We start from the raw sequence: 24,706 nt of genomic DNA on the forward strand, positions 1-24,706 counted from the left end.
GGGGCGGAGACTTTCCCTCGAAACGGGCGCCTGCTAAGCTGACATTTTATAGGCCCGATCGGCCCTGGAAGGAATGCCTGAGTTCCGATGAATGACGACGAGGCGGGCCGCGTGCTCGCGACAGGAGAGGAATTGGACGAGGCATCGCCCGCGGCCGCCACGGCGGAAGCAACGTTGTGCGTCAGCGGCTCGGTCAAATGGTTCGATGGCACGCGCGGCTTCGGCTTCATGATCGGAGACGATGGCGAGGGCGATGTCCTGATCCATTTCTCCGTGCTGCGCGAACATGACCGGCGCACCCTTCCCGAAGGGACGCGCGTGGTGTGCGAGGCGGTGGAGCGCCAGCGCGGCCTGCAGGCCCGCCGCATCCTGAAGATCGATCTGTCGACCGCGATCGGCCCGGATGCCGATCTGATCGCCAAGAAGAATGCCGATCGCGTGGATCCGATGGCGCTGGTCGCCATTGCGGGGCCGCTGGAGCCGGTGATCGTCAAGTGGTTCAATCAGATCAAGGGCTATGGCTTTCTGCTCCGGCCCGGCACGCAGCAGGACATCTTCGTCCATATGGAGACGGTCCGGCGCGCCGGCCTGATCGAGCTGGAACCGGATCAGCCGCTGCGCGCGCGCATCGCGGAGGGGCGCAAGGGGCCGCTCGCCGTCCTCGTCGAGCGGGTATGATTCGCGCGTTCGGTGCGGCGCTGGCCGCGCTCCTGCTTTTTGCGTCGGCCGCGCCCGCCTCGGCGGAATATGCCGCTGCCGCCCAATCGCTGAAGGCGGTGCCGCTCAGCATCACGGGCAAGGGCAAGGTCCGGCGTTTCCGGGTTGAGGTGGCGGCCACGCCCGATCAGCAGGAAACCGGCCTCATGTATCGCCGCACGATGCCGGCGGATCATGGCATGATCTTTCCGATGGATCCCGCGCGCCCGGTAAGCTTCTGGATGAAAAACACCTATCTGCCGCTGGATCTGGTGTTCATCGGCCCGGATCGGCGAATCATCAGCATCGCGGCCAATGCCCAGCCGCTCTCGCTGGATCTGATCGAGTGTCGCGAGCCGGTGGCCGCCGTGCTGGAATTGAACGGCGGCGCAGCGGCGAAGCAGGGGATCGTCGCGGGCGATCTCGTTCGCTGGTAAAATTTGCGGCAGGCGGCGGCCGGATGTGTAGGCGCCGGTTGCGCTCGCGCCCGGTAAGCGGCTAAGCGCAAAACCATGTCTGTGCTGATGAAAATCTTCACCTGGTGGGAAGGTGCCACCGTCGGAACCCTCCTGTTCAGCCGCCGCAACGGCCGGTCTGTCGGCACGGACGATCTGGGCAACGCCTATTTCGAGAGCAAGACGGCCTCGAACGGCTTCAGCCGGCGCTGGGTGATCTACAAGGGATCGAACGACGCGAGCCGCGTGCCGGCGGAATGGCATGGCTGGCTGCATCATACGACCGATCTGGTGCCCGATGCGCTGCCGCCCGCGCGCATCTGGGAAAAGGAATCGCTCCCCAACCTGACCGGCACCGTGGCGGCCTTCCGCCCGGCGGGCGCGCTGGAGCGGGGCGGGAATCGCGCCGCCGCCACCGGCGATTATGAGGCGTGGAGCCCCGGCAACCCATGAAGGGCCTCTTCCGCGAGAATGCCGGCGAGGCGATCGTCGGCCTTCTCGTCGTCGTCCTGGCGGGTCTTTTCATCCTGTTCGCCTGGAAGCATACGGGCGGCGGCAGTTATGCCGGCGGCTACAAGGTCAACGCTCTCTTCCCCAATGCCAGCGGCGTGAGCGTTGGCACGGATGTGCGCGTTTCCGGTCTCAAGGTGGGCAGCGTCACGGGGCAGAAGCTGGATCCGCAGAGCTTCCAGGTTTCGGTCACGCTCGCGCTGGATCCTTCGGTGAAGCTGCCGGCCGATTCGAGCGCGTCGATCACGTCCGAAGGGCTGCTTGGCAGCACCTTCGTCTCGCTGACGCCTGGCGGCTCCGAAACGCTGCTGAAGAGTGGCGACACGATCACGGATACGCAGGGGGCGATGGATCTGATGGCGCTGATCGGCCAGTTCATCAACAAGCCCGCCGCGCCCACCGAAGGGGCTGCGGACAAGGCTCCGTGATGATGGGCAGGACCGGCGCGCTGGCGCTGGCGGCGATCCTCGCCGGGGCGATCGGCCTCGGCGCCGCGGTGGCGATCCAGGCGCCGTCGAACGGGAGCGAAACGGCCCCGCTCGTGCCGGATGCCGCCCTCGCCAACGAAACCGCGCCGGCGACGGTGGAAAAGGCCGCCCCCAGGCCCGCCGCGCCGCCGCTCGCCAAGGCCGATACGCCCATGGCCGAGCGTGTCGCCGTGATCGGTGTGCTCAACAAGCGCGACGGCACGTCCCGTGATCTCACGATGCGCCCGGGTGAAGCGAAGCGCGTTGGCCCGCTGATCGTGCGCCTGCGCGCCTGCGATCAGACGGCGGACTGGGAGCCGGAACAGCTGACGGGCGCCTTCATCCAGGCCGATCTGCACGGGACGGACGGCCAGTGGCGGCGGATCTTCTCGGGCTGGCTCTACAAGGAAAGCCCGTCGCTCAACGTGGTGGAAAATCCCTATTGGGATGTCTGGCCCAAGAGCTGCACGATGCGGCATGCGGAAACCGGGCCGGCCACGGTGGTCGCCGGCTCTTCGCCGGGAACGGCCCGGTCGAGCGCGAAGAAGTCGGCCGATCCCGCCGCCAAGGCGCCCGCCGCAGAAACGGCCGAGCCCAGGCCCAGCGCCTCGTCCAACAGCACGACATAATCGGCCCGCCCGATCTCGATCGCGCCGAGCGAGGCGAGGTGGCTGGTCTGGAACTGGCAGTCGAGCAGACGAAAGCCTCCCACCCTGAGGCGGGCGACGAGATGCGCGAGCGCGACCTTCGAGGCATCAGTCGCGCGGCTGAACATGCTTTCGCCGAAGAAGGCCGCGCCCAGCCTCACCCCATAGAGCCCGCCCACCAGCCGGCCATCCTCCCACGTTTCGATCGAATGGGCGTAGCCGCGCTGGTGCAATTCGCCATAGGCGATCTCGATCTGCGGATTGATCCAGGTATCCGGCCGGGTCGGCGTCGGCTCGGCGCACATGGCGACGACGTCGCCGAAGGCGGCATCGGCGGTGGTGGTGAAGCGGCCGGACCGGAGTGTCTTGGCCAGGCTGCGGGAAAGGTGGAAACGATCGAGCGGCAATATGCCCCGCTTCTTCGGCTCCACCCAGAAGACATCATCCGTCTCGCGGCTGTTCGCCATCGGAAACACGCCGACCGAATAAGCGCGCAGCAGCAGATCGGGGTCCAGCTCGGCCATATTCGCAGCCTAACCCTGAAGCCGGGCCGCTGCCAACGGTCGCGAGTGCCGGATCAGCGATTCTGCCAGGGTTTCGCATCCATGATGTCCGGCGGCTCCATGCCGAGCGCCCGCATCGCCTCCCGCCAGCGGGCAAGCGCATCGTTATAATAATCGAAGATGCACGGGCAGCAGCCCCGCCCGCAGCATTCATGCGGCTCCGGCCGTGTCGGAGGAGGGGGAGGGGCGATGCTGCTTCGCGCGCCGGGCTTGCTCATGCGCAGCGCATTCCGGCTCTTCCGTCCGTCATCCCGGCGCGGGTCCGGGCCGATTCCCGGCTGCCGTGGGCAATATGCCCCGGGGTGCGGGCCGTGCACCCCGGCCTGTGCCACACTGGCGGATGGGGATCTGAACGGGATGCGCGCAGCATTGGCCGCAAAGTAGCGATGATTGGCGCCGGTTTCCATTTAAGATGCCGAAATGGCTCGCGGCGTTATTTACATGCGTACTTTCCCCCGCTAACCGGCGCTCCATGTCCGTCGCCACCATCAAAGCGATTAGCATCAAGCCGACCCGCGCGAGCGGGGCGGTCCGTGCTGCGCTGGGGCTTTCCCGCTAGGCGCACCGGACACAGCCCCGCCGAAGCGCGGGGCGGCTCCCAAACGGGACCAACCACCTCCGCGCCTCCGCACCCACCAGGAGACGCATTTCCCATGACCAGCTTCCGTGGCCGCGATGGCCTTCCCAATGTCGGCGTCGTCGGTGCCACCGGCCTTGTCGGCACGATGATGACGAAGCTGCTGGCCGAGCGCGATTTCCCGCTCGATGGCCTGCGCCTGTTCGCGTCCGCCCGCTCGGCCGGATCCACCATCCGCTTCCGCGATCGCGACGTGGTGGTGGAAGATGCCGCCACCGCCGATTTCGCCGGTCTCGACATCGTCTTCTTCTCGGCGGGCGGCTCCACCTCGAAGGCGCTGGCGCCCAGGGTGGCGGCGGCCGGCGCGATCGTGATCGACAACAGCTCCGCCTGGCGCTCGGATCCGGAGGTGCCGCTGGTGGTGGCCGAGGTGAATCCCAAGGCCCTGCGCACCATTCCCAAGGGCATCGTCGCCAATCCGAACTGCACCACGATGGCAGCCATGCCGGTGCTGAAGGTGCTGCACGAGGCGGCTGGCCTGAAGCGGCTGGTCGCCAGTACCTATCAGGCGGTGTCGGGCGGCGGCATGGAGGGGGTCGAAGTGCTGCGCGACCAGATCGCCTCGGGTGCCGCGGATTGCGACAGGCTGGCGATGGACGGTGCCGCGGCCGATCTCGGCCCCGTGCGCAAGTGGGCGGTGCCGATCGGCTACAATGTCGTGCCGCTCAATTATGTGCTGGGCGAGGATGGCTATACCGAAGAAGAGCTGAAGCTGCGCGACGAGAGCCGCAAGATCCTCGATCTGCCGGATCTCACCGTTTCGGCCACCTGCGTCCGCGTGCCCGTCTTCACCGGCCATTCGATCTCGATCAATGCCGAGTTCGAGCGTGCCATTTCGGTGAATGCGGCGCTGGCGCTGTTGCAGGATGCGCCGGGCGTAGTCGTGAGCGAAGTGCCGAATCCGCTGGAGGCCACCGGCCGCGATCCCGTTTTCGTCGGCCGCGTCCGCCCCGATCCCACGGTGGCGAACGGCCTCGCTTTCTTCGTGGTGGGCGACAATCTGCGCAAGGGCGCGGCGCTTAACGCGGTGCAGGTGGCCGAGGTGCTCGTCGCCCAGCAGGGCTGATGCGGTGATGCTCCTGCTGAAGCGGGAGCCCAGCGTTTCCGGGCGTCGCGTCCGGAAGTGCCGGGTTCCCTCATTCGCGGGAGCGCCGCCTCGGCGCGATCGTGCCAGCGGGATCGATGCCCTTGCGCGTTCCGTCGGGCGCCGCTATGCGCCCCTCCACCTCTGCGGAGGAGTGTAGCTCAGTTGGTAGAGCATCGGTCTCCAAAACCGAGGGCCGTGGGTTCGAGTCCCCCCACTCCTGCCATTTTCGGCTGATCTTCCCCGAAAGGGGGCGCCAGCCGATCCCGCTTGGGAATGCGCGCATCGGCGCCTCCCCAGGCAGTCTCTCACATGCCGAAAGCCTTGCGCAGATGCGCGTCGCTTCGCTCCAGCAGATCCGCGCGGGCGGCCCCGTCCTCCAGCTGGTGATCCAGTTCGGGGAAGGTCAGCAGTTCCGGTTTCGCGCCCGCCGCTTCCAGCTTCGCCTTCATCAGCGTAGACTCGGCATAGCTCACGTTGCTGTCCAGCGTGCCGTGCGCCAGCAGCACGGGCGCCTTGATCCTCGCCGCGTTCTGCGCGGGTGAGGCCTCCGCCATAGTCGGCCCCACATAATCTGTCATGATCCGGTGGTTGGACCAGTTGCGCGATTCCTCGCGCCAGGTCGCGAAATCCGTCACCGGGGCGATCGCGACCACCGCCTTGAAAAGATCGGGCGCCATCACCGCCGATTGCAGCGCCGCATAGCCGCCATAGGACCAGCCGACGATCCCGATCCGCTTCGGATCGGCTATGCCTTCCCGGATCAACCACTGGCCGGCGTCCACGACGTCCCCGATCGACGTGCGCCACGATTTGAAGCCATTTTCCATCTGGAAATCGTCGCCATAGCCTTCCGATCCGCGAAAGTTCGGCTGGAGCACGGCATAGCCCTTCGCCGCGAAATATTGGGGCAGCCAGTCGAAACCCCATTCGTCGCGCGCGGCCGGACCGCCATGCGGCATCACGATCGCCGGCAGCCCCTTGCCGGTGCTGCCCGGCGGCAGCGTGAGATAGGCGGGAATGGCGGTGCCGTCGCGCGTTGTCAGCGTGATCGGCCGGACGGTGGCGAGCGTACGTTCCGCCAACTGCGGGCGCACCTCCAGCAGGCGCTTGAGCTGTTTGGTTCCCTTGTCGAACACATAATAGGTGCCGGGATCATTGTCCGATGCGGCGATCAGCAGCAGTTTGCTCTCATCCTCGCTCGCATCGACGATGCTGACGATCGGCGCCTGGGGCAGCGCCTTGCCCAGCGCGGCGCGCAGCGCCTTCAGGGCCGGATCGAAATAGACGATCTCGCGGCCGTCCGTCGCATAGCTGGCGCCGACGATGCGCCGCTTGCGGCCGATCCGCACCAGTCCGTCCATGTCGACCTGCGGGTGCGAGAGGATGAGCGTTTCGGTGTCCGACCCATCCAGTGAATGCGTGTAAAGCGCCAGTCTCCCGTTCAGCTTTCGGAATCCGTAAGCGACGTTGCTCTCTGGATCGACCGCGAGCGGATTAAATCCCTCACGGGTTACAGAGTCATAATCACCCAGGGTTCGCCATTCACGCGAGTCCAGAGTTCGGTATCGGTATGTGTAGCCTCCCGTCGCCTGACCGGTTTGGCCGGCAATACGAATATAGCCTGTTATACGGACGGCCCCTTTGCCGTCTGTGATATATTCGGCCGCGTTGAGCCTCGGCTGTTCGACTGGTTCGGTCCGGAGACTCTGCCCGTCGATCTTCGAGACGCCAAGATAGTTACGATAGCCCGTAGCGATGAGGATCTGCCCCTCCGAGCCAGGTAGCCAATCGAGGACCGAGTCGACCTTCAGCATTTTCTGGTTGGCGCCAGATGTATCGACGAACACTAGGCGCCCATAAGAATAAGGTCGTGTGAAATCGGGAGATTTCTTCATTCCCCAGACGCTACAGACGAGGCGGCTGTTCGAGATCCACTTGCAGCCCGAAAGCCGGTCCGGCGTTCCCGGCACGGCCAGTGCCGGGCGCGGCGCGGCGCCTTCCTCGGTGCTCACGGTGAACAGGGTCGATCCCTGGCCCTTCGTGGGCACGATGAAGGCCACCTTCATCCCGTCCGGAGAGAGGGATGCCTGTTCCACGCCGGGCCGCACGCCGAATGCTTCCGCCACCGGATCGGCCGCACGGGCCGTTCCGCCACCCACCGCGACGAGCGCGAGCAGCGCCGTCGCCTTCACCAGAACCATTCTACCCCCAAAAGCTCGTCTCATCCCGCGACACGTCGATGCGGGATCCCCTGAGCGAAACTAGCCGGGCGGAAGCGAGAGGCAAGACCGGCCATTCCGCCCGACCGGCACCCCAAGGGAGGCGTCTTGCGTCCGGAGCGCCAAAGGTCTATCTGGCCCGCCAATCCGAAAGCGTGGATGGATCGCACCGGCTCCGACGAGGACCGGGCGGCGGTCCCATGCCCGTTCAGGAATCAAGGAAGAAAGCGCGCCGTGGCGAAGGTCAGTCCCACAGAATTCATCCAGCAGGTGAAGGCCGAGACCGCCAAGGTCTATTGGCCGAGCCGCCGCGAGACGGTGATGACCGCCGTGATGGTGGTGGTGCTGACGCTTGTGCTCAGCATTTTCTTCTTCGTCGTCGATTGGAGCTTCAGCCGGATCGTCAAGTTCCTGCTGTCGCTCGTACAGGGTTGAGGCTCGTCTAGAACTATGTCGCGCTGGTATATCATCCACGCTTATTCGGGCTTCGAGAACAAGGTGAAGGAGCAGATCCTCACCGACGCGACCCGGCTCGGCCTCGAAACGCTGGTCGAGGCGGTCGAGGTTCCGACCGAGAAGGTCACCGAGGTTCGCCGTGGCAAGAAGGTGACGTCGGATCGCAAATTCTTCCCGGGCTATGTGCTCGCGAAGCTGGCGATGAACGACGATGTCTATCACCTCGTGAAGAATACGCCGAAGGTGACCGGCTTCCTGGGATCCTCGGGCAAGCCGCAGCCGATCTCCGATGCGGAGGCCGCGCGCATCCTGAACACCAAGGAGGAGGCCGCCGCCGCCCCCGCCAAGACCAAGATCAAGGTCGATTTCGACATTGGCGATTCGGTCAAGGTGCTGGACGGCCCGTTCGCGAGCTTCAACGGCGTGGTCGAGGAACTGGATTTCGATCGCAGCCGCGTGAAGGTTTCGGTTTCGATCTTCGGCCGCGCGACGCCTGTGGAACTGGAATTCGAGCAGGTCGAACGCGTCAAATAAGCATTCCGGCATTCCCGCACATGCGGGGATCCAGAGTATCAGGCGCTGCGCTCGCGGCCCTGGGTTCCAGCTTTGGCAGGAGCATGTAGCGAGCAGATCCGCGGGAGGCAGGTTTCGGCCCGCCGTCAGCACCGCTAAGCCATAGGAGGTAATCATGGCGAAGAAGATTACGGGTTACATCAAGTTGCAGGTGCCGGCCGGCAAGGCCAATCCGTCGCCGCCGATCGGCCCCGCGCTCGGTCAGCGCGGCGTGAACATCATGGAATTCTGCAAGGCGTTCAACGCGCAGACGGCTGGTGAAGCCGTCGGCACGCCGCTGCCGACCGTGATCACCGTCTATGCCGATCGCTCTTTCTCGTTCGAGACGAAGACGCCGCCGGCGACCTATCTGATCAAGCAGGCCGCCGGCCTCAAGTCGGGTTCGAAGGAGCCGGGCAAGGTGTCTGCGGGCAAGATCAAGCGCTCGCAGATCTCCGAGATCGCGACCGCGAAGATGAAGGATCTGAACGCCAACGATATCGATGCGGCGACGAAGATCATCGAAGGCTCCGCCCGCGCGATGGGCCTCGAAGTGGTGGAGGGCTGAACATGGCCAAGCTGACGAAGAAGGCCAAGGCTCTGGCCACCACCATCGACCGCGAGAAGCTGTATGGCGTGAACGAGGCGATCGCCCTCGCCCGCACCAACGCCACCGCCAAGTTCGACGAGACGATCGAGGTCGCCCTGAACCTCGGCGTCGATCCGCGTCACGCCGACCAGATGGTCCGCGGCGTCGTCAATCTGCCGAAGGGCACGGGCAAGGATGTGCGCGTCGCCGTCTTCGCGCGCGGCGCCAAGGCTGAGGAAGCCACGGCTGCCGGTGCCGAGATCGTCGGTGCCGAGGATCTTCTCGAGACGATCCAGGGCGGCACGGTCGATTTCGATCGCTGCATCGCGACGCCGGACATGATGGGCCTCGTCGGCCGTCTCGGCAAGGTGCTGGGTCCGAAGGGCCTGATGCCGAACCCGAAGCTCGGCACGGTGACGATGAACGTCGCGCAGGCCGTGAAGGACGCCAAGGGCGGCCAGGTCGAATATCGCGTCGAGAAGGCCGGCATCATCCACTCCGGCATCGGCAAGGCGAGCTTCCCGGCGGAAGATCTGCGCGCGAATTTCGACGCGCTGGTCGATGCGGTGGTGAAGGCCAAGCCCACGGGCGCGAAGGGCAAGTACCTGAAGAAGGTTGCCATCTCCTCCTCGATGGGCCCGGGCATCAAGGTTGACGTGACGGAAGTCGCGACGGCCTGAGCCTTAAAGCCTCAGTGAAACGGGAAGGGCCGGGGAGTGATCCCCGGCCCTTTTCTTTTGGCGCTGCCGGACGGCATTCATGGCGCATCTATGCTGATGCATGCGTTGATGGGCGATGCGCACACCCGCCCGTGACAGGATCCTGGCCGGAGCCGGCACCGCCGCCATCCTGGCCTCGGCGGCCGCCTTGCTGCTGGGTGCGTTCGATGTGCCGGTCACGCGGATACGGGAAACCGCGCTGGCGCTGGTCGACGTGCGCACGCCCATTCCGCCTGCGCCTCGCGCCAGGCCAGTGGCTCTTCGGGAACGCGCGAAGGGCGCCCCATCGCCACGCAACCTGAAGAACAAGGCGACCGAGATCGTCGCTGCCCCGCCGGTCCTGCCGGTCGCGCCGCCACCTCTGGTCGCCGCGCCCGCGCCCGATATCGGCATGGCAGCCAATTCCGGCGCATCCGATCGGCCCGGTCCCGGGCGAGGGGCGGGCGGCCAGGGCGAGGGCGCTGGAGGAGGCGGCCGGGGCGGTGACGGCGATGGCACGCCCCCGCGCTGGATCCGGGGGCGCCTGTCCTTCCGCGATCTTCCGGCGGATCTGCGCGCGACGGGCTGGAACGGAAAGGTCGGCGTCCGCTATGCCGTCGGCACGGACGGGCGCGTCACCGATTGCCGGATCGATCGCACGAGCGGCATTCCGGTCGTCGATGGTCTGACCTGCCGCCTGATCGAAGATCGCTTCCGCTTTCGCCCCGCGCGGGACGAAGACGGAAGCCCGGTCCGATCCGTGATCGTCGAGAGCCACGAATGGATCGTCCAGCGCGAACCGGACGAGCCGGGTTGAGCGTCAGCAGCCGTTCTTCCGATTCTGGGCGGCGTCATGCTTCTTGTCGAGATGCTTGCCGAGGAGCGCGCCGCCGACGCCGCCGGCGATCGTACCGATGGTGCCGCCGCCCAGCAGATTGCCGGCCAGCGCGCCGCCGGCGCCACCCGCGACAAGGCCGGTCGTGCCGCTGCTCTTCTTGCAATTCTGGTAATAGCGGCGATCCCGTCCGCGATATTCGCGGTCGCGATCATAGCGGCGCTCCTGGGCCGAGGCCACGCCGACAGGGCCGATAGCCACCGTGGTCGTGGTGGTGGCGAGCATCGCCAGGATGAGCAGTTTCCGCATCGTCAGTCTCCTTATCCGCACATAACGATGGGAAGGGACGAGGGTTGCCCGGGACGCGACACCCGGTGTCGCGGCAGCGCCGGTTGCCTGCCGGACATCGATCGCAACACGAGAATGGACCTGGTCCTGCTTCGTTCCGGCGGGTCTTGCCGCCCAACGCCGATCCGTGCAGAATTGTATACAGTCGTCGTATGAACGGATCCGGAGAGGGAGAGGCGAAATGGGGCTCGGCATGCGAGGGCCGCTCATCGTTGCGGCGATGACGCTGCTTGTCGGCGCAGGGCCAGCCGATCCGATCGGCTTTCCGCGCGGGCGCATCTTTCCGGAAAGCATCGCCGTCACGCGCGCAGGCGATCTGTTCGTCAGCGGCGCGGATGATGGCGCCATCTGGCGCGCGCGGCCGGGCGATGCCGTCGCCACCGAATGGCTCACGCCCGCGCGCAGCGGCATGGTCGCGATGCTGGGTGTCTTGCCGGATGAAAAGGCGGGAATCCTGTGGGCATGCGGCAGGCCGCACGCGGGCGATCCCGATGATGTGCGCGATCGCAGCTCCTCGCTGTTCGCCTATGATCTCAAGACGGGCGCACCCAGGGGGCGCTGGCAGATGCCGGGCGGCGCGAAGGATGTCTGCAACGATATGGCCATCGGCGCGGACGGCACCGTCTATATCGCCGAAACCGCCAGCGGCCGGATCATCCGGCTCCGCAAGGGTGCGCCCGCGCTGGATATCTGGCTGAGCGATCCAGGGCTTGCCGGGGTCGACGGCATCGCTTTCGATACCGATGGCACGCTGTATCTGAGTTCGGTCCGCTCGAACCGGGTCTTTCGCGTGAAGCCGAACGGCGATGGCGCGCCCGGCGAACTGGTGGAACTGGCCCCATCCCGCCCGCTCGATCATCCGGATGGCCTGCGCTTCGTTGCCAAGGGGCGCTTTCTGTTCGGCGAAAATGGCGAGCAGGGCGGCATTTCCGAAGCGGTGGTCATGCCGGGCAATCGGCTCGAGGTGCGGATGCTGCCGGGCAGCCTGCCGGGCACCACATCCGCCATCGCCTGGAAGGGGAGGGCCTATGGGGTGGTGGCGAAGCTCCGCTTCCGCGCGGCGGAAATGGCCGGCCAGGATCCGGGCCTCTTCACGGTCTATTCGGTGCCGATGCCCTGAAAGGATCGGGCAGGCGGGAGGGGCAGGCGGGTCCGTCCGCCCCTCCCATCCAGGTCACGCCACGGTCAGGCCGACATCCAAATTGCCCCGCGTCGCGTTCGAATAGGGGCAGATCTGGTGCGCGGTCGCGACCAACTCTTCCGCCACGGCGCGATCCAGGCCGGGCAGGCTGATCTCCAGATCGGCGGTGATGCCGAAGCCGCCGGCCGCGCGCGGGCCGATGCCCACCGTCGCCGTCACATTCACGTCCGCCGGCAGCTTCACCTTCAGCTGCTGGGCGGCAACGCCCATCGCGCCGATGAAGCAGGCCGAATAGCCCGCTGCGAACAATTGCTCCGGATTCGTTCCGGGGCCGCCGGCGCCGCCCAGTTCCTTTGGGAGCGAGAGGGTGACGTCCAGCCGGCCATCTTCGCTGCGCGCCTTGCCTTCACGGCCCCCGGTGGCGGTGGCGCGCGTCCGATATTTCACATCGATCGACATATCCCGAACTCCATCTAATATCGCCATATTCATTATCGCGATAATCATTAGATAGAGGCGTTGCCTTTCCTTGTCCAGACATTATTTATCGCGATATTTAATTGGCGGGCGAGGCTCGCCGGTTGGGGAGAATGATGATGTCCGCTGCCCTGCCGCTCGATAGCCAGCTGTGCTTTTCGCTTTATTCGGCATCCATGGCGATCAATCGCGCCTACAAGCCGATGCTGGATGCGCTGGGGCTCACCTATCCCCAATATCTGGTGCTGCACGCCTTATGGGAGGAGGATGGCCGCACGATCGGCGCGATCGCCGATCGGCTCGCGCTCGAATCGAGCACGGTCACGCCGCTCGTGAAGAGGCTGGAGGCGTCTGGCGCCGTCGCCCGTTCGCGCAATCCGAAGGATGAGCGACAGGTGCATGTGGGGCTCACGGATCGTGGCCGCGCGCTGCGGGAGGAGTGTGGCTGCCTGGGCGAGGCGCTGCTCGCGCGATCGGGCATGACGCTGGCCGATCTCGTCGCGCTCAATATGCAGGTTCAGGCCCTGCGGGACGCGATCGCGGGCTGAGCGATCAGTTCACCGCCAGCACCAGGCTCTTCACCTGCGGATAGACCTGATTTTCCCATTTGCGGCCGGAAAAGACGCCGTAATGGCCGACACCCGGCTGCAGATGGTGCCGCTTCAGATGGGGGCGTAGCGACGAGCAGAGATCGTGCGCGGCCGCCGTCTGGCCGACCGCGCAAATGTCGTCGCGCTCGCCCTCTACCGTCAGCAGCGCCGTCTTGCGGATCTTGTCCGGCCGCACGCGGGCGCCGCGATAATCCAGCTCGCCTTTCGCCAGCAGCGCGCGCTGGAACACCTTGTCCACCGTTTCCAGATAGAATTCCGCCGTCAGATCCAGCACCGCGAAATATTCATCGTAAAATTCGCGGATCACATGGCCGTCCTCGCCGTCTGCCATCTGCTGATAGAGCTTGCGATGCTGCGCCATGTGGCGGCCCATGTTCATCGACATGAAGGCCGTAAGCTGCATGAAGCCCGGATAAACCTCGCGGCCCCGGCCCGCATAGCGCATCGGCACGCGGCCGATCAGTGTTTCGCGAAACCATTCGAGCGGCTTCGATGTGGCGAGCGCGTTCACCGTGGTGGGCGCCACGCGCGTATCCACCGGGCCGCCCATCAGCGTCATCGATCGCGGCTGGCAGGGATGATCGTCCTCGGCCATCACCGCCACGGCCACGAGCGCCTGCACGCAGGGCTGGCATACGGCGATCAGGTTCGCGCCCGGACCGATCGTCTCGAGAAAGCGGATCACATAGTCCACATAATCGTCGAAGCCGAAGGCGCCGGCCGAAAGCGGCACGTCGCGCGCATTCTTCCAGTCGGTGATGTACACGTCATGATCGCGCAGCAAGGTCGCGGCGGTATCGCGCAGCAACGTCGCGAAATGGCCGGAAAGCGGCGCCACCACCAGCATCTTCGGCTTGGGCTCCGCATCCTCGCGTACGAAGTGGAGCAGGTTTCCGAAGGGCAGCGAGAGCGCCACCTCTTCGTGCACGCGCAGCGTGCGGTTGCCGGAAACCACGCTGTCGATCCGATAGGGCGGGCGATGATGCGAAAGCTTCGTTTCGGCCACGATATGCGCGAGCGCCATCGCGCTGCGTCCGACCGGCGACTCGTTCGCGGCCGTCTCGCCCATCAGCGCCAGCCGAGCGCCCAGCCTCACCGGGGCCATGAAATCCGTGAAGGTCTGGTAGGTTTCGTACAGCATCGTGCAGCCGTTCCCCCAAACGGTGGGCATGGGCCTAGGCTTTTTTGCTGCGGTGCGCCACAACTACGATCATCGAGCCGGCGGGGGTGAGGCGATCATGAGCGCGACGCTGACGATTTCCAGCAAGAATTATTCGTCCTGGTCGTTGCGCGGCTGGCTGCTGTGCAAACTGGCCGGGCTGGATGTGAAGGAGGAACTGATACCGGTCGACGCCGATTCGCGGGCGGAATTGCTGCTGCTGTCCCCTTCGGTCCGCGTCCCCCGGCTCACGCATGATGGGGTGAGCGTGTGGGATACGCTCGCGATTGCCGGCTATCTGAACGAGGTGTTTCCCGAAGCCGGCATGTATCCGGCCGATCCCAAGGCGCGCGCGCATTGCCGATCGATCACTGGGGAGATCCATTCGGGCTTCTTCAATCTGCGCTCGGCGCTGCCGATGAACCTCCATTCGCAATTCCGGAACTTCAAGATCTTCTCGGGCGCGAAGCCCGATATCGAGCGGATCGAGGAAATCTGGGGCGATTGCCTGAAGCGCTACGGCGGCCCCTTCCTGTTCGGGAAGAAACCCACCATCGCCGATGCGATGTATGCGCCGGTGGCGACCCGCTTCGTGACCTATGACGTGCCGCTGGGCGACGGGGCGGCCGCCTATCGCGATACGATCATGGCCTGGGCGCCGATGCAGGAATGGATCGCGGCGGCGAAGGCCGAGCCGGTCGAGCTGCAGGAACTCGAGGTGGAATTCTGACCGCGGTGGACGCGCCCGCCGCCGATCGCTCGGCATCCCTCTGGAATCCGGATCTCGCGCCCACCGGCCCCGAACAGCGGACCTGGGCCTGGTATCATTTCGCCGCCCTCTGGGTGGGCATGGTCGTCGCCGTGCCCAGCTGGATGCTCGCCTCGGGCCTGATCGAACAGGGCATGTCGGCAGCGCAGGCGACGCTCACCGTGCTGCTGGGCAATCTGGTGCTGCTCCTGCCGCTTACGCTGATCGGCCATGCCGGCGCGCGCTATGGCGTGCCCTTTGCTGTGCTGGCTCGCGCCTCTTTCGGCACCAGCGGCGCGCGCGTGCCCGCGATCGCCCGCGCGCTCGTCGCCTGTGGCTGGTATGGCATCCAGACGTGGATCGGCGGCGAGGCGCTGCTCACCCTGCTCGGCATCTTCCTCGGCCGCGATCTTTCGGGCGCGGCCTTGCCCGCGCTGGGGATAGGCGCGGGGCAGTTCGCAGCCTTCCTCGCCTTCTGGCTTCTCCAGCTCTTCTTCGTCCGCAAGGGGCTGACGACGATCCGGCGGCTGGAAACCTGGACGGCGCCGATCAAGATCCTCGTCTGCCTGGCGCTCGTCTGGTGGGCGGTGAGCCGGGCAGGCGGCTTCGGGCCGATCTTCTCGGCTCCCTCGGCCTTCGCGCCCGGCGGTGCCAGAGCGGGGCAATTCTGGGTCGTCTTCTGGCCGACGCTGACGGCGATGGTCGGCTTCTGGGGAACGCTGGCTCTCAATATTCCGGATTTCACCCGTTTCGCCCGCAGCCAGCGCGATCAGATGATCGGGCAGGCGATGGGCCTGCCGCCCACGATGGGGCTGATCGCGCTGGCCAGCGTCATCACCACATCGGCCACGGTCGTCATCTATGGGCAGGCGATCTGGGATCCGGTGAAGCTTGCCGGCACGCTCTCCGGGCCGTTCGTGCTGCTCGGCCTGATCGTCATCAGCATCGATACCATTTCGTGCAACATCGCCGCCAATCTGGTCTGTTCGGCCTATGATTTCTCGTCGCTGGCGCCCTCGCGCATTTCCTACCGCACGGGCGGGCTCATCAGCGCGCTGATCGGCGTGGTCATGATGCCGTGGAAATTGCTGGAGACGACGGGCGGTTTCATCTTCGTCTGGCTGACGGGCTATGGCGCGTTGCTCGGGCCGATCGCGGGTATCCTGATCGCCGATTACTGGATCGTCCGCCGTGGCCGGATCGAGGTGGAGGCGCTGTATCGGGAGGAAGGCGCCTATCGCTATCGCGCCGGCTGGAATCCGGCTGCCCTGATCGCCTTCGCCGCCGGTGTCCTGCCCAATCTGCCGGGCTTTGTCGCCACCGCCTTTCCGGCGATCGGGGCCGGCATCGGCGCCTTCTGGAGCGGGCTCTATGCCTATGCCTGGTTCGTCGGTCTGTTTGGCGCGATGGCCAGCTACACGCTGCTGATGCGGGCGGGCAGGGCAGGCGGCTTGGCAAGCCGTTAACCTTTTCCGGGCTAGCGACCAGCCGACTATCCGGAAGACGCAGGCATATGGAGGCAATTTCGATCCGCGCCCGCGTGAGCCGCCTTCTGCCCTATCTGTTCGCCGCCGGCGCCTATGCGGTGATGATGCTGCTGACCCTCGTCCAGTCCCGCTGGCGGGTGGCCTACTGGTATGACAGCTGGGATCAGAGCCAGTATCTGCGATCGATCGCGGCGTTTGCGGCCGGACGTCTCGAGCCGGGCGAACATTGGTATCCCTTGCTCTACCCGTTGCTCGAAGTGCCGTTCCACGTTCTCACGCCGCACGCGCCCTTTCTGATCTCCGGATGCCTTTATCTGCTGCTTGCGCTGGCGGGCTTTCTTCGCGTGGCGGCGCATTTCGATGTGGAACGCCTGCCGGCGGCCCTGCTCTTCATCGGGACGACCATTCTTTATCCGGCGATCAACGTTGCCTGGGTGGTGCCATGGACGACGACGCTTTCCGCCGCCCTGATCTGGCTGGCACTGGGGCTGGCGCTCGACACGCTGGCCGGCTGCGCCCGAGGCGACGCGCGCGCCGCCATTTTCGGGTGTGTTCTTGCGGCGCTTCCGATCGCGCGTCCCGGAGATGCGCTGGTTGGCGCGGTAACCGGCGCGATCGTGTGCGCAACGCTGGTCTTTCGCGATCGGCGGTGGCGTGAGCCGTGGCATCCGGCACGGTTGCGATCCTGATCTATGGCGTGCTCCATCTCGTCATCTACGGCCTGCGGCCGACGCGCTATATGGAATTGTCGGCCGCCTATGGCCTGAAGCTCGCATGGCTTCCGTGGAAGGCCTATGTGCTGATCGTGGAGCCGCAGCCATGGTTCCCCGCGGGCCTCAGCCTGCTGGCCTTGTGCCCCTGGATGATCCTCGGTGCGGCAGGCATGCTCGTCACGATCGCCTGCCGACCGGACAGGCGTCTGGCTGCCTTCACGATCATCCTGCCCATGCTGGCTTATGCCGCGACGATGCTCGCTTATGTCGATCTGCTGCCGCCGGGCCTCTGGCGCTATGGAAACATTCATTATTTCAAATGGCTGCTGCCACTTTTCGCTCTTTTCGCGCTGGTGTTCGTGCGCGGATTGAAGGCGTTTCCCCGCGCAAGTCTCGCCACGTTCGCATGGGTGCTGTTGGCTGCGAGCATCCGCCTCGTCCCGGTCGAGGCCAAACCGGATGAGCCGGCGCGCGCGCTGGTATTCCAAGCCCTGCCGGGCGAATTCGGGAAGATCTACATGGCGCGCTCGATCATAACCGATCGGGCCGGCATGGTGCGAAACACGGTCGAATATCACCAGGTTCAGAGAGTCCACGGCGTCTGGGCGATCGCCCAGACCCGCGACTTCGCAGGGGAGGAGCGCTGGTTGCCGGACGCTCCACCATCCGTCGCGTGGCCCGCAGGCAATGGTGCAAGGCCGGCGCCGGGCATCATGACGGGCGGGGCACTGCCGTTGCACCGCTACAGGATCGGGTGGGAAATCGGGGCGCCCTGCTGGCTTCCGCCTTATGCCTGCGCCGCATCCGATTGACTTTCGCACGCGATTCGCTAAGGGGCCGCACCTGCCCGTCGGTTTGCCGATGGGCATCCGTCCGAGACAGCAGGTGAGGGGAATATGCCCCTCTTAATGCCCTGCCTAGACGGGGAAGAGATTTTGCCGGCCGCGTCCTTCAAGCCGCGCCGGTCTGCCTGACGGGTTCGCCCTTCGGGTCGGGCATCCATTCCCCTTCGGACTCTTGCCGTTCCGGTTCTGCCGGGGCGGTTCGTTGCATTCGGCGCATGTCGCGCCGGGTGCATTGGTACATCCGGCGAAACATCGCCGGATGAGTGGAGAATGGCAATGGATCGTGCTCAGAAGTCCGAGCTGGTCGCAGAGCTGAACCAAGTCTTCAGCGAGACGTCCGTCGTGGTCGTCACGCGCAACCTTGGAATGACCGTCGCCCAGTCGACGGCGCTCCGGGTGAAGATGCGGGCAGCGGGCGCCAGCTACAAAGTGGCCAAGAACCGCCTTGCCCGCATTGCCGCCGAAGGCACGCCTTACGCCACGATCAGCGAGATGCTGACGGGGCCGACGGCGCTGTCCACCTCGGTGGATCCGGTCGCGGCCGCCAAGGTCGTCGTCGATTTCGCGAAGACCAACGACAAGTTGGAAATCGTGGGCGGCGCGATGGGCTCGACCGTCCTCGACGTGAACGGGGTGAAGGCGCTCGCAGAGCTGCCCAGCCTCGACGAGCTGCGCGCCAAGATCCTGGGTCTCATCCAGGCTCCGGCGACGAAGGTTGCATCGGTGCTTCAGGCGCCGGCCGGCCAGCTCGCCCGCGTGTTCGGGGCCTATGCGGCCAAGGAAGAAGCATAACACCTGACCTTATCGGGGCCGTCGCGCCCCCATGGAGAATATCATGGCAGACCTCGCGAAGATTGTTGAAGACCTGTCCGCGCTGACCGTCCTCGAGGCGGCCGAGCTCTCGAAGCTCCTCGAAGAGAAGTGGGGCGTTTCGGCCGCCGCTGCCGTTGCGGTTGCCGCTCCGGCCGCCGGTGGCGCAGCTGGTGGCGCCGCCGCCGCTGAAGAGAAGACCGAGTTCGACGTGATCCTCACCGGCGACGGTGGCAAGAAGATCAACGTCATCAAGGAAGTCCGCGCCATCACCGGCCTGGGCCTGACGGAAGCCAAGACGCTCGTCGAGAGCGCTCCGAAGGCCGTCAAGGAAGGCGTGAGCAAGGACGAGGCCGAGAAGCTGAAGAAGCAGCTCGAGGAAGCCGGCGCGACCGTCGAGCTGAAGTAAGCCTTTCGGGGGCTCGCCCCCCGGGAGACTTGCCCCCGCTTCGGCGGGGCCTCGGTCGAAAGACACCTGATCGAAAGATCGGGGAAGGGCGGTCCGGCGACGGGCCGCCCTTTCTTTTGCGGCCCGCGTCCAGCCGACGGCACGCGCCGCCATCGCGCGAGCCATCGACGATTCGATATTTCGATGATAAGCGAAATATCGAATCGATATCGACTGGCGGAGGGGGCGACGGGATTGGAGACTTCGATGGATCTGTCGACGGGCGTCGAGGCCTTGTCGGCACTTGCGCATGCCACTCGTCTTGCCGTGTTCCGGCTCCTTGTACGCGCGGGTGCGGAGGGCGTGCCCGCCGGGGAGATAGCGCGCGAGATCGGCGTTCTCCCCAGCACGCTTTCCACGCACCTCATGATCCTCGGCCATGCGGGCCTCGTTCGCCTGCGCCGCGAGGGGCGATCGATCATTTATGCCGCGGAATATGATCGGATGCGCGATCTGCTCGGTTTCCTCGTCGCGGATTGCTGTGGCGGCCGCCCTGAAATCTGTGCGCCCCTGGAGCGGATCGCCCGGGACGTGCAATGCTGCGGGTGAGCCTTTCGCGCCGCCTGGCCGCCGAATGCCTGGGCACGACGATGCTGCTGGCGATCGTCGTCGGATCGGGGTTGATGGGCCAGCGGCTTGCCGCCGGCAATGATGCGCTGGCCCTGCTTGCGAACACGATCGCCACCGGGGCCGGCCTCATCGTCCTGATCCACATTTTCGGGCCGGTTTCGGGTGCCCATTTCAACCCCGCCGTCACGTTCGTCCTGCTGTTGCGGCGCGAGATCGGGGTGGCGACGGCCAGCCTCTATGCCGCGGCGCAGATGGTGGGCGCGATCGCCGGCGTGTGGGCGGCCCATCTGATGTTCGCCGCGCCCTTTTTCGAGGTTTCCACCAAGGCGCGCGACGGGCTGCCCCAGGGATTTGCGGAGGCGATCGCGACGTTCGGGCTGATCGGCACGATCCTCGGTACGCGCCGCCATCGCCCGGATGCCATGCCATCGGCCATCGGTCTCTATATCGTTGCGGCCTATTGGTTCACGGCTTCCACGTCCTTCGCCAATCCCGCCGTCACTATCGCGCGCGGGATGACGGACAGCTTCGCCGGGATCGCGCCACATTCGATCCCCCTCTTCATCGCGGGCCAACTGGGCGGGGCCGTGGCAGCCCTGCTCCTGTTCCCGTGGCTGATGCAGGAGGATTACACGCCATGAGCGACAGCTTTCCCGTTACCATCTATCACAATCCCGAGTGTGGCACCTCGCGCAACGCGCTCGCGATGATCGAAGCGGCTGGCTACCGGCCCGACATCGTCGATTATCGCGCCGTCGGCTGGAGCAGGGCGCTTCTCGAACGATTGCTCGCCATCACGGGCATGCGCCCGCGCGACATTCTGCGTGAGAAGGGGGCACCCGCGGCCGATCTGGGCCTGCTCGATCCCGCAGTGCCGGACGATGCGCTTGTCGACGCGATGATCCGGCACCCGATCCTCGTGAACCGGCCGATCGTCGTCACGCCCAGAGGTGCGCGCCTGTGCCGGCCGTCGGAGACGGTGTTCGATCTGCTCGAACGCGGCCCCGTGACGTTCCGGAAGGAGGATGGAGACGTGGTGACGAGGGGCTGAGGGCCGCGTTCCGGTTTCGGCCCGCTTCGATGCCTCGCTGCATCTTCGAGGGCGATCACCTTTCCGCGACGCGCCGTTCCGCAGGAGTGATGGTGGCGCAGGCGGGCGTGCCGTCGCTGGCGGTGCCGATGATGATCGTCTCGATCACGCCGCCGCTGCGGGCGGCATGCTCGATCATCGCCTCGTCGATATCGTGGATGTCGATCTTCATCCGGCGGGACCAGGGCGAGGCCGCATCGCCGGCCAGATCGCCCACGCGGATATAGACGAAGCGGCGCACGGGGCCTTCCGGGCGCACCTGATCGCCATGGAATTTGGGGCCGGGCCCGATGCGCACCGGGAAATCGAAACGCAGCGGTGCGCCGTCCGGCGAGGATTTCGGATCGAGGGGGCCGCCGTTCCTCGCCTGAAGGCTGTGGAGAACGTTCGGAACGGGCTGCCGGATAATGATCCGGAACGGTATCTCGATCCGATCCGTCCGGGCCATGGGAGGGGTGCTCCCGTCAGCCGATCTTGCCGAACTGCGCTTCGAACGTTTCGCGATCGCCCTTGGCGAGGAGGCGGGCCTGCTCGACCCACTTGTCGCGCACGATGCGGCCCTTGAAGGCGCCCATCTGCGAGTCGATCGCCTCCACGTCGGCAAGGCTCCACGAGGCGATCTGCTCGAAGCTCGTCACGCCCAGATCGTGCAGGCGCGCTTCGGCCTTCGGGCCGAGGCCCTTGAGCGTCGTCAATATGTCGCCCGTGGGCGCGGGCTGGCCCGAAGGGTGGGCATCGATGCCGATGAACTGATCGACGACATCCTCGATCGCGGCGCTGATCTCGGAATCGACGCCATGGCCTTCCTCGATCGCGGAGGATGGAGGAGCGGCGGGTGCCGGCGCGGGAACGGGAGCCGGTGCGGCCTTCGGCGCGGGCGCCATCGGCGGCACGGCGGGCGTTTCCCTGAATGTCACATGCTGTTTGCGACTGCGGAGCAGGAGGAAGGCCAGAAGCACGGCCACCACGATCGCGGCGATGATGATGAGCGTCGTCTGGTCCATATCGTCCCTGTTCTCTCTGGTGGTCCGCAGGCGGTGGTGCGGCCCTAGCCTCCGTTCGTCGCGGGACGCAAGCTAGCCGTTAGGCCCTTGCGCCTCGCGCGCCACTTCGCGCCAGCCTATGTCGCGGCGGCAGAAGCCGGTGGGGAAGGCGATCCGGTCGACCGCGTCGTAGGCGGCGGCCTGGGCCTCGGCCACGGAGGCGCCCGTGCCCGTCACCGCCAGCACGCGGCCGCCATTCGCGATCAGGCGCCCGTCCTCAAGCGTGGTGCCGGCGTGGAAAACGATCGCGCCGGCGGCTTCCGCCGCGTCAACGCCCTCGATCCCGCCGCCCTTTTCGGGCGTGCCGGGATAGCCGCGCGCGGCCATCACCACCGTCAGCGCCGCGCGCGGCGCCAGCTCTGGCAACGGGATTTCCGCCAGCCGGCCCTCGGCCACGGCCAGCATCAGATCGATCAGGTCACCGTCGAAGCGCGGCATCAGCACCTGCGTCTCCGGATCGCCGAAGCGCGCATTATATTCGATCAGCTTCGGCCCTTCGGCCGTCAGCATCAGGCCGGCATAGAGAACGCCCGAATAGGGCATGCCGGCCTCGGCCATCGCGCGCACGGTGGGCAGGATGATTTCGCGCATCGTCTGCGCTTCCAGCGTGGGGGTCAGCACGGGGGCGGGGCTGTAGGCGCCCATGCCGCCGGTATTGGGGCCGGTATCGCCTTCGCCCACGCGCTTGTGATCCTGCGCGGAGCCGAAGGGGATGGCCGTGGTTCCATCGGCAAGGGCGAAGAAGCTCGCTTCCTCGCCCGTCATATATTCCTCGATCACCACTTCCGCGCCGGCTCCGCCAAAGCCGCCGCCGAACATGTCCGCCAGCGCGGCCTGTGCCTCTCCGGCCGTTTCGGCGATCACCACGCCTTTGCCGGCGGCGAGGCCGTCCGCCTTGATCACCACGGGCAGGCCGAAGCGGGTGAGGCCGGCCTGCGCCGCCGCCAGATCGGTGTAGCGCGCATAGGCGGCGGTGGGGATGCCGGCGCGCCGGCACAGATCCTTGGTGAAGCCCTTGGAGCCTTCCAGCTGCGCCGCCGCCTTGCTCGGGCCGAAGACGAGGATGCCATCCTCGCGCAGCCGATCGGCGAGGCCGGCGACCAGCGGCTGCTCCGGTCCCACCACAACCAGACCGATATTCTCGTCGCGCGCGAAAGCCACGATCGCCTCGATATGAAGAGGGTCGAGATCCACCGGCTCGGCGTGGCGCGCGATGCCCGGATTGCCGGGCGCGGCATAGAGTTTGGTGAGGCGAGGCGATTGCGCGAGCTTCCAGGCGAGCGCATGTTCGCGTCCCCCCGAACCGATAAGCAGGACTTTCATGACGATCCCCGATGCGAACGGCCGGCTGCTAGCCGAGGAAGCGGCCGGCGACAACGCGCCCGCGCTTTCCGTATCGGAGCTTTCGGGCGCGCTGAAGCGATCGGTGGAGGACACATTCTCCCATGTGCGGGTGCGCGGCGAGATTTCCGGCTACAAGCGCGTCGCCTCCGGTCACTCCTATCTTACGCTGAAGGATGATCGCGCGGCGCTGGATGGCGTGATCTGGAAGGGCACGCCGCTCGCCTTTCGGCCGGAGGATGGTGCCGAGGTGATCGCCACGGGCCGCCTGACCACTTATCCGGGGCGTTCGCGCTACCAGATCGTGATCGAGCGCATGGAACTGGCGGGGCAGGGCGCGCTGATGGCGCTGCTCGATCAGCGGCGCCGCGCGCTGGCGGCCGAGGGGCTGTTCGATCGGGATCGCAAGCGGCCTTTGCCGTTCCTGCCGCGCACGATCGGCGTCGTCACATCGCCCACCGGCGCCGTGATCCGCGATATCCTGCACCGGCTGGAGGATCGCTGCCCCAGCCACGTTCTCGTTTGGCCGGTGGCGGTGCAGGGGGAGGGCGCGGCGGCGCAGGTGGCGGCGGCGGTGCGCGGCTTCGCGCGGATGGCGAGCCCGCCCGATCTCATCATCGTGGCGCGCGGCGGCGGATCGATCGAGGATCTGTGGGCCTTCAACGAGGAGGTGGTGGTGCGCGCGGTGGCGGAATCTCCCATCCCCACCATCTCGGCCGTGGGCCATGAGACGGATACCACGCTCTGCGATTTCGCGGCGGACGTGCGCGCGCCGACACCCACCGCCGCCGCCGAAATGGCCGTGCCGGTGAAGGCGGATCTGGCGGATGGCATCCAGCAGCTCTGGCTGCGTGCGGGCCGCTGCGCGCGGCGCTATCGCGATTATGGCGCGGAACGTCTCGCCACGGTGGCGCGTCGCCTGCCGCCGCCGGAACGATTGCTCGCACCCCAGCGCCAGCGGCTGGACGAGGCGGGCGAGCGGCTGCCGCGCGCGCTTTCCGGCCGGTTGGCGGAGGCGCGACGCGAACTGGCCGATGCGGCAGGTGCGCTCCGCCCGGCCCTGCTGGAGGCGCGGTTGGCACGCGGGCGGGAGAGGCTGGCCGGGCTTCGCCTGCGCCCCGGCCTCGTCACCGCGCGGATCGAGGCGGATCGGCACCGGCTGGGCCAGACGTGGCGGCTGATCGAACAGCTCAATCCCGAGCGGGTGCTTTCGCGGGGCTATGCATGGGTGGAGGATCGCGCGGGCGGCGTGGTGACGACGGGGGCCGCGGTGCGCGCGGCGGGATCGGTCACGCTCGTCTTCGCGGGCGCGGATCGCGTGGACGTGCAGGTGGAGGGCACGGCACCCAGGCCCGCGCGCCCGGCTAGGCCCGCGAAAGGCCCGGATCAGCCGACATTGCTGTAGCATGCCGCGACGATCCGCCTTGTAAATGGCTGCCCATGCTTGCCGTGCGGGCGGGACGC

Annotated in this window: 31 protein-coding genes, 1 tRNA gene and 1 pseudogene; 24 read left to right on the forward strand and 9 right to left on the reverse strand. The window is 66.5% G+C overall.

Annotated features, from left to right (window positions below; all coding sequences use genetic code 11):
• Positions 1-87: 87 nt before the first annotated feature.
• The 5 genes and pseudogenes from DI605_RS04020 to DI605_RS04040 form a co-directional block, all read left to right on the forward strand.
• On the forward strand, positions 88-678 hold the full coding sequence (locus DI605_RS04020; protein WP_293969380.1) for a cold shock protein: 591 nt from the start codon (positions 88-90) through the stop codon (positions 676-678).
• Entirely contained in the window at positions 675-1,133 is a 459-nt protein-coding gene (locus DI605_RS04025; protein WP_293969383.1) for a DUF192 domain-containing protein, read from the forward strand. The genes DI605_RS04020 and DI605_RS04025 overlap by 4 nt, the downstream gene beginning before the upstream one ends.
• 75 nt (positions 1,134-1,208) lie before the next feature.
• Positions 1,209-1,604, forward strand: a complete 396-nt coding sequence (locus DI605_RS04030; RefSeq protein ID WP_293969386.1) for an NADH:ubiquinone oxidoreductase subunit NDUFA12 — start codon at positions 1,209-1,211, stop codon at positions 1,602-1,604.
• Entirely contained in the window at positions 1,601-2,089 is a 489-nt protein-coding gene (gene mlaD, locus DI605_RS04035) for an outer membrane lipid asymmetry maintenance protein MlaD (RefSeq protein ID WP_293969389.1), read from the forward strand. Before DI605_RS04030 ends, mlaD begins: the two co-directional genes overlap by 4 nt.
• A gap of 278 nt (positions 2,090-2,367) precedes the next feature.
• Positions 2,368-2,535: pseudogene (locus tag DI605_RS04040) on the forward strand (DUF2155 domain-containing protein); the annotation flags it as partial.
• A 32-nt stretch (positions 2,536-2,567) separates the two neighbouring features.
• On the opposite strand, the gene aat reads toward DI605_RS04040, so the two are convergent.
• On the reverse strand, positions 2,568-3,299 hold the full coding sequence (gene aat / locus DI605_RS04045) for a leucyl/phenylalanyl-tRNA--protein transferase (RefSeq protein WP_293969392.1): 732 nt from the start codon (positions 3,297-3,299) through the stop codon (positions 2,568-2,570).
• Positions 3,300-3,352: 53 nt separating this feature from the next.
• On the reverse strand, positions 3,353-3,556 hold the full coding sequence (locus tag DI605_RS04050; protein ID WP_293969395.1) for an oxidoreductase-like domain-containing protein: 204 nt from the start codon (positions 3,554-3,556) through the stop codon (positions 3,353-3,355).
• 435 nt (positions 3,557-3,991) lie between these two features.
• On the opposite strand from DI605_RS04050, the gene DI605_RS04055 reads away from it, so the two are divergent.
• Entirely contained in the window at positions 3,992-5,041 is a 1,050-nt protein-coding gene (locus tag DI605_RS04055; protein ID WP_293969398.1) for an aspartate-semialdehyde dehydrogenase, read from the forward strand.
• A 168-nt stretch (positions 5,042-5,209) separates the two neighbouring features.
• Positions 5,210-5,285: transfer RNA gene (locus DI605_RS04060), tRNA-Trp, on the forward strand.
• Between the two features lie 82 nt (positions 5,286-5,367).
• Here the strand turns inward: DI605_RS04060 and DI605_RS04065 are convergent.
• Positions 5,368-7,263, reverse strand: coding sequence for a S9 family peptidase (locus tag DI605_RS04065; RefSeq protein WP_293969401.1), 1,896 nt, complete (start codon positions 7,261-7,263; stop codon positions 5,368-5,370).
• 252 nt (positions 7,264-7,515) lie between these two features.
• Here DI605_RS04065 and secE point away from each other — a divergent pair, with 252 nt between their 5' ends.
• From secE to DI605_RS04090, 5 genes are all read left to right on the forward strand, one after another.
• Positions 7,516-7,716 carry a preprotein translocase subunit SecE gene (gene secE, locus DI605_RS04070; RefSeq protein WP_293969404.1) on the forward strand — a complete coding sequence of 67 codons (201 nt, stop codon included), beginning with the start codon at positions 7,516-7,518 and terminating at the stop codon, positions 7,714-7,716.
• Positions 7,717-7,731: 15 nt separating this feature from the next.
• Positions 7,732-8,271, forward strand: coding sequence for a transcription termination/antitermination protein NusG (gene nusG / locus DI605_RS04075; RefSeq protein ID WP_293969407.1), 540 nt, complete (start codon positions 7,732-7,734; stop codon positions 8,269-8,271).
• A 154-nt stretch (positions 8,272-8,425) separates the two neighbouring features.
• Positions 8,426-8,857, forward strand: coding sequence for a 50S ribosomal protein L11 (gene rplK, locus DI605_RS04080; protein ID WP_293969411.1), 432 nt, complete (start codon positions 8,426-8,428; stop codon positions 8,855-8,857).
• 2 nt (positions 8,858-8,859) lie between these two features.
• A complete protein-coding gene (rplA, locus tag DI605_RS04085) occupies positions 8,860-9,558 on the forward strand; it encodes a 50S ribosomal protein L1 (protein ID WP_293969413.1) in 699 nt (232 codons plus the stop codon).
• 115 nt (positions 9,559-9,673) lie between these two features.
• Complete coding sequence (locus DI605_RS04090; protein ID WP_293969416.1) at positions 9,674-10,393, forward strand: energy transducer TonB; 720 nt, start codon at positions 9,674-9,676, stop codon at positions 10,391-10,393.
• A 3-nt stretch (positions 10,394-10,396) separates the two neighbouring features.
• On the opposite strand, the gene DI605_RS04095 is transcribed toward DI605_RS04090, so the two are convergent.
• A complete protein-coding gene (locus DI605_RS04095; protein ID WP_293969418.1) occupies positions 10,397-10,720 on the reverse strand; it encodes a hypothetical protein in 324 nt (107 codons plus the stop codon).
• 232 nt (positions 10,721-10,952) lie between these two features.
• On the opposite strand from DI605_RS04095, the gene DI605_RS04100 reads away from it, so the two are divergent.
• Positions 10,953-11,879: a hypothetical protein gene (locus DI605_RS04100; protein ID WP_293969421.1), complete on the forward strand. Its 927-nt coding sequence runs from the start codon at positions 10,953-10,955 to the stop codon at positions 11,877-11,879.
• Positions 11,880-11,933: 54 nt separating this feature from the next.
• Here the strand turns inward: DI605_RS04100 and DI605_RS04105 are convergent, their stop codons facing one another.
• Positions 11,934-12,359, reverse strand: a complete 426-nt coding sequence (locus DI605_RS04105) for an organic hydroperoxide resistance protein (protein ID WP_293969424.1) — start codon at positions 12,357-12,359, stop codon at positions 11,934-11,936.
• A 137-nt stretch (positions 12,360-12,496) separates the two neighbouring features.
• Between DI605_RS04105 and DI605_RS04110 the strand changes: the two genes are divergently transcribed.
• A complete protein-coding gene (locus DI605_RS04110; protein WP_293969427.1) occupies positions 12,497-12,925 on the forward strand; it encodes a MarR family winged helix-turn-helix transcriptional regulator in 429 nt (142 codons plus the stop codon).
• A 4-nt stretch (positions 12,926-12,929) separates the two neighbouring features.
• Here DI605_RS04110 and DI605_RS04115 read toward each other — a convergent pair whose 3' ends face one another.
• Complete coding sequence (locus DI605_RS04115; protein ID WP_293970161.1) at positions 12,930-14,129, reverse strand: polyhydroxyalkanoate depolymerase; 1,200 nt, start codon at positions 14,127-14,129, stop codon at positions 12,930-12,932.
• A 97-nt stretch (positions 14,130-14,226) separates the two neighbouring features.
• Here DI605_RS04115 and DI605_RS04120 point away from each other — a divergent pair, with 97 nt between their 5' ends.
• From DI605_RS04120 to arsC, 9 genes are all read left to right on the forward strand, one after another.
• The gene (locus DI605_RS04120; RefSeq protein ID WP_293969430.1) at positions 14,227-14,877 is read left to right on the forward strand and encodes a glutathione S-transferase family protein; all 651 of its coding nucleotides are present in this window, start codon (positions 14,227-14,229) and stop codon (positions 14,875-14,877) included.
• A gap of 5 nt (positions 14,878-14,882) precedes the next feature.
• Entirely contained in the window at positions 14,883-16,361 is a 1,479-nt protein-coding gene (locus tag DI605_RS04125; protein WP_293969433.1) for an NCS1 family nucleobase:cation symporter-1, read from the forward strand.
• Between the two features lie 47 nt (positions 16,362-16,408).
• The gene (locus DI605_RS04130) at positions 16,409-17,071 is read left to right on the forward strand and encodes a hypothetical protein (RefSeq protein ID WP_293969436.1); all 663 of its coding nucleotides are present in this window, start codon (positions 16,409-16,411) and stop codon (positions 17,069-17,071) included.
• Entirely contained in the window at positions 17,044-17,907 is an 864-nt protein-coding gene (locus DI605_RS04135; protein ID WP_293969439.1) for a hypothetical protein, read from the forward strand. The genes DI605_RS04130 and DI605_RS04135 overlap by 28 nt, the downstream gene beginning before the upstream one ends.
• Positions 17,908-18,216: 309 nt before the next feature.
• Positions 18,217-18,732: a 50S ribosomal protein L10 gene (rplJ, locus tag DI605_RS04140; protein WP_293969442.1), complete on the forward strand. Its 516-nt coding sequence runs from the start codon at positions 18,217-18,219 to the stop codon at positions 18,730-18,732.
• 43 nt (positions 18,733-18,775) lie between these two features.
• Positions 18,776-19,159, forward strand: coding sequence for a 50S ribosomal protein L7/L12 (rplL, locus tag DI605_RS04145; RefSeq protein ID WP_293969445.1), 384 nt, complete (start codon positions 18,776-18,778; stop codon positions 19,157-19,159).
• Positions 19,160-19,405: 246 nt separating this feature from the next.
• Positions 19,406-19,747 carry a helix-turn-helix transcriptional regulator gene (locus DI605_RS04150; protein WP_293969448.1) on the forward strand — a complete coding sequence of 114 codons (342 nt, stop codon included), beginning with the start codon at positions 19,406-19,408 and terminating at the stop codon, positions 19,745-19,747.
• Complete coding sequence (locus DI605_RS04155) at positions 19,735-20,409, forward strand: MIP/aquaporin family protein (RefSeq protein WP_293969451.1); 675 nt, start codon at positions 19,735-19,737, stop codon at positions 20,407-20,409. Before DI605_RS04150 ends, DI605_RS04155 begins: the two co-directional genes overlap by 13 nt.
• Positions 20,406-20,819: an arsenate reductase (glutaredoxin) gene (gene arsC / locus DI605_RS04160; protein WP_293969454.1), complete on the forward strand. Its 414-nt coding sequence runs from the start codon at positions 20,406-20,408 to the stop codon at positions 20,817-20,819. Before DI605_RS04155 ends, arsC begins: the two co-directional genes overlap by 4 nt.
• Positions 20,820-20,874: 55 nt before the next feature.
• Here the strand turns inward: arsC and DI605_RS04165 are convergent, their stop codons facing one another.
• From DI605_RS04165 to purD, 3 genes are all read right to left on the reverse strand, one after another.
• Entirely contained in the window at positions 20,875-21,306 is a 432-nt protein-coding gene (locus DI605_RS04165) for a DUF5990 family protein (protein ID WP_293969491.1), read from the reverse strand.
• A 16-nt stretch (positions 21,307-21,322) separates the two neighbouring features.
• Positions 21,323-21,862, reverse strand: coding sequence for a hypothetical protein (locus tag DI605_RS04170; protein WP_293969494.1), 540 nt, complete (start codon positions 21,860-21,862; stop codon positions 21,323-21,325).
• 72 nt (positions 21,863-21,934) lie between these two features.
• Positions 21,935-23,224 (reverse strand): phosphoribosylamine--glycine ligase, encoded by a 1,290-nt coding sequence (gene purD / locus DI605_RS04175; protein WP_293969497.1) that lies wholly within the window; start codon positions 23,222-23,224, stop codon positions 21,935-21,937.
• Between purD and xseA the strand changes: the two genes are divergently transcribed.
• Positions 23,223-24,647, forward strand: coding sequence for an exodeoxyribonuclease VII large subunit (gene xseA, locus DI605_RS04180; RefSeq protein ID WP_293969499.1), 1,425 nt, complete (start codon positions 23,223-23,225; stop codon positions 24,645-24,647). The two genes, purD and xseA, sit on opposite strands and share 2 nt — an antisense overlap.
• The last annotated feature ends 59 nt before the right edge of the window (positions 24,648-24,706 follow it).

It is taken from the genome of Sphingomonas sp., assembly GCF_003248515.1.
Taxonomy (GTDB): Bacteria; Pseudomonadota; Alphaproteobacteria; order Sphingomonadales; family Sphingomonadaceae; genus Sphingomonas_I.

What these genes read in the sequence shown, in the direction of transcription:
- DI605_RS04030 (WP_293969386.1), top strand. Translation starts at nt 1,209, where the DNA reads ATGTCTGTGCTGATGAAAATCTTCACCTGGTGGGAAGGTGCCACCGTC.
- aat (WP_293969392.1), bottom strand. Translation starts at nt 3,299, where the DNA reads ATGGCCGAGCTGGACCCCGATCTGCTGCTGCGCGCTTATTCGGTCGGC.
- rplK (WP_293969411.1), top strand. Translation starts at nt 8,426, where the DNA reads ATGGCGAAGAAGATTACGGGTTACATCAAGTTGCAGGTGCCGGCCGGC.
- DI605_RS04115 (WP_293970161.1), bottom strand. Translation starts at nt 14,129, where the DNA reads ATGCTGTACGAAACCTACCAGACCTTCACGGATTTCATGGCCCCGGTG.
- rplL (WP_293969445.1), top strand. Translation starts at nt 18,776, where the DNA reads ATGGCAGACCTCGCGAAGATTGTTGAAGACCTGTCCGCGCTGACCGTC.
- DI605_RS04110 (WP_293969427.1), top strand. Translation starts at nt 12,497, where the DNA reads ATGTCCGCTGCCCTGCCGCTCGATAGCCAGCTGTGCTTTTCGCTTTAT.
- DI605_RS04105 (WP_293969424.1), bottom strand. Translation starts at nt 12,359, where the DNA reads ATGTCGATCGATGTGAAATATCGGACGCGCGCCACCGCCACCGGGGGC.
- DI605_RS04090 (WP_293969416.1), top strand. Translation starts at nt 9,674, where the DNA reads ATGCGCACACCCGCCCGTGACAGGATCCTGGCCGGAGCCGGCACCGCC.
- DI605_RS04155 (WP_293969451.1), top strand. Translation starts at nt 19,735, where the DNA reads ATGCTGCGGGTGAGCCTTTCGCGCCGCCTGGCCGCCGAATGCCTGGGC.
- arsC (WP_293969454.1), top strand. Translation starts at nt 20,406, where the DNA reads ATGAGCGACAGCTTTCCCGTTACCATCTATCACAATCCCGAGTGTGGC.
- mlaD (WP_293969389.1), top strand. Translation starts at nt 1,601, where the DNA reads ATGAAGGGCCTCTTCCGCGAGAATGCCGGCGAGGCGATCGTCGGCCTT.
- DI605_RS04130 (WP_293969436.1), top strand. Translation starts at nt 16,409, where the DNA reads ATGGAGGCAATTTCGATCCGCGCCCGCGTGAGCCGCCTTCTGCCCTAT.
- DI605_RS04020 (WP_293969380.1), top strand. Translation starts at nt 88, where the DNA reads ATGAATGACGACGAGGCGGGCCGCGTGCTCGCGACAGGAGAGGAATTG.
- purD (WP_293969497.1), bottom strand. Translation starts at nt 23,224, where the DNA reads ATGAAAGTCCTGCTTATCGGTTCGGGGGGACGCGAACATGCGCTCGCC.
- DI605_RS04095 (WP_293969418.1), bottom strand. Translation starts at nt 10,720, where the DNA reads ATGCGGAAACTGCTCATCCTGGCGATGCTCGCCACCACCACGACCACG.
- nusG (WP_293969407.1), top strand. Translation starts at nt 7,732, where the DNA reads ATGTCGCGCTGGTATATCATCCACGCTTATTCGGGCTTCGAGAACAAG.
- DI605_RS04055 (WP_293969398.1), top strand. Translation starts at nt 3,992, where the DNA reads ATGACCAGCTTCCGTGGCCGCGATGGCCTTCCCAATGTCGGCGTCGTC.
- DI605_RS04065 (WP_293969401.1), bottom strand. Translation starts at nt 7,263, where the DNA reads ATGGTTCTGGTGAAGGCGACGGCGCTGCTCGCGCTCGTCGCGGTGGGT.
- DI605_RS04050 (WP_293969395.1), bottom strand. Translation starts at nt 3,556, where the DNA reads ATGAGCAAGCCCGGCGCGCGAAGCAGCATCGCCCCTCCCCCTCCTCCG.
- DI605_RS04165 (WP_293969491.1), bottom strand. Translation starts at nt 21,306, where the DNA reads ATGGCCCGGACGGATCGGATCGAGATACCGTTCCGGATCATTATCCGG.
- DI605_RS04120 (WP_293969430.1), top strand. Translation starts at nt 14,227, where the DNA reads ATGAGCGCGACGCTGACGATTTCCAGCAAGAATTATTCGTCCTGGTCG.
- DI605_RS04025 (WP_293969383.1), top strand. Translation starts at nt 675, where the DNA reads ATGATTCGCGCGTTCGGTGCGGCGCTGGCCGCGCTCCTGCTTTTTGCG.
- xseA (WP_293969499.1), top strand. Translation starts at nt 23,223, where the DNA reads ATGACGATCCCCGATGCGAACGGCCGGCTGCTAGCCGAGGAAGCGGCC.
- DI605_RS04100 (WP_293969421.1), top strand. Translation starts at nt 10,953, where the DNA reads ATGCGAGGGCCGCTCATCGTTGCGGCGATGACGCTGCTTGTCGGCGCA.
- DI605_RS04150 (WP_293969448.1), top strand. Translation starts at nt 19,406, where the DNA reads ATGGATCTGTCGACGGGCGTCGAGGCCTTGTCGGCACTTGCGCATGCC.
- rplA (WP_293969413.1), top strand. Translation starts at nt 8,860, where the DNA reads ATGGCCAAGCTGACGAAGAAGGCCAAGGCTCTGGCCACCACCATCGAC.
- rplJ (WP_293969442.1), top strand. Translation starts at nt 18,217, where the DNA reads ATGGATCGTGCTCAGAAGTCCGAGCTGGTCGCAGAGCTGAACCAAGTC.
- DI605_RS04170 (WP_293969494.1), bottom strand. Translation starts at nt 21,862, where the DNA reads ATGGACCAGACGACGCTCATCATCATCGCCGCGATCGTGGTGGCCGTG.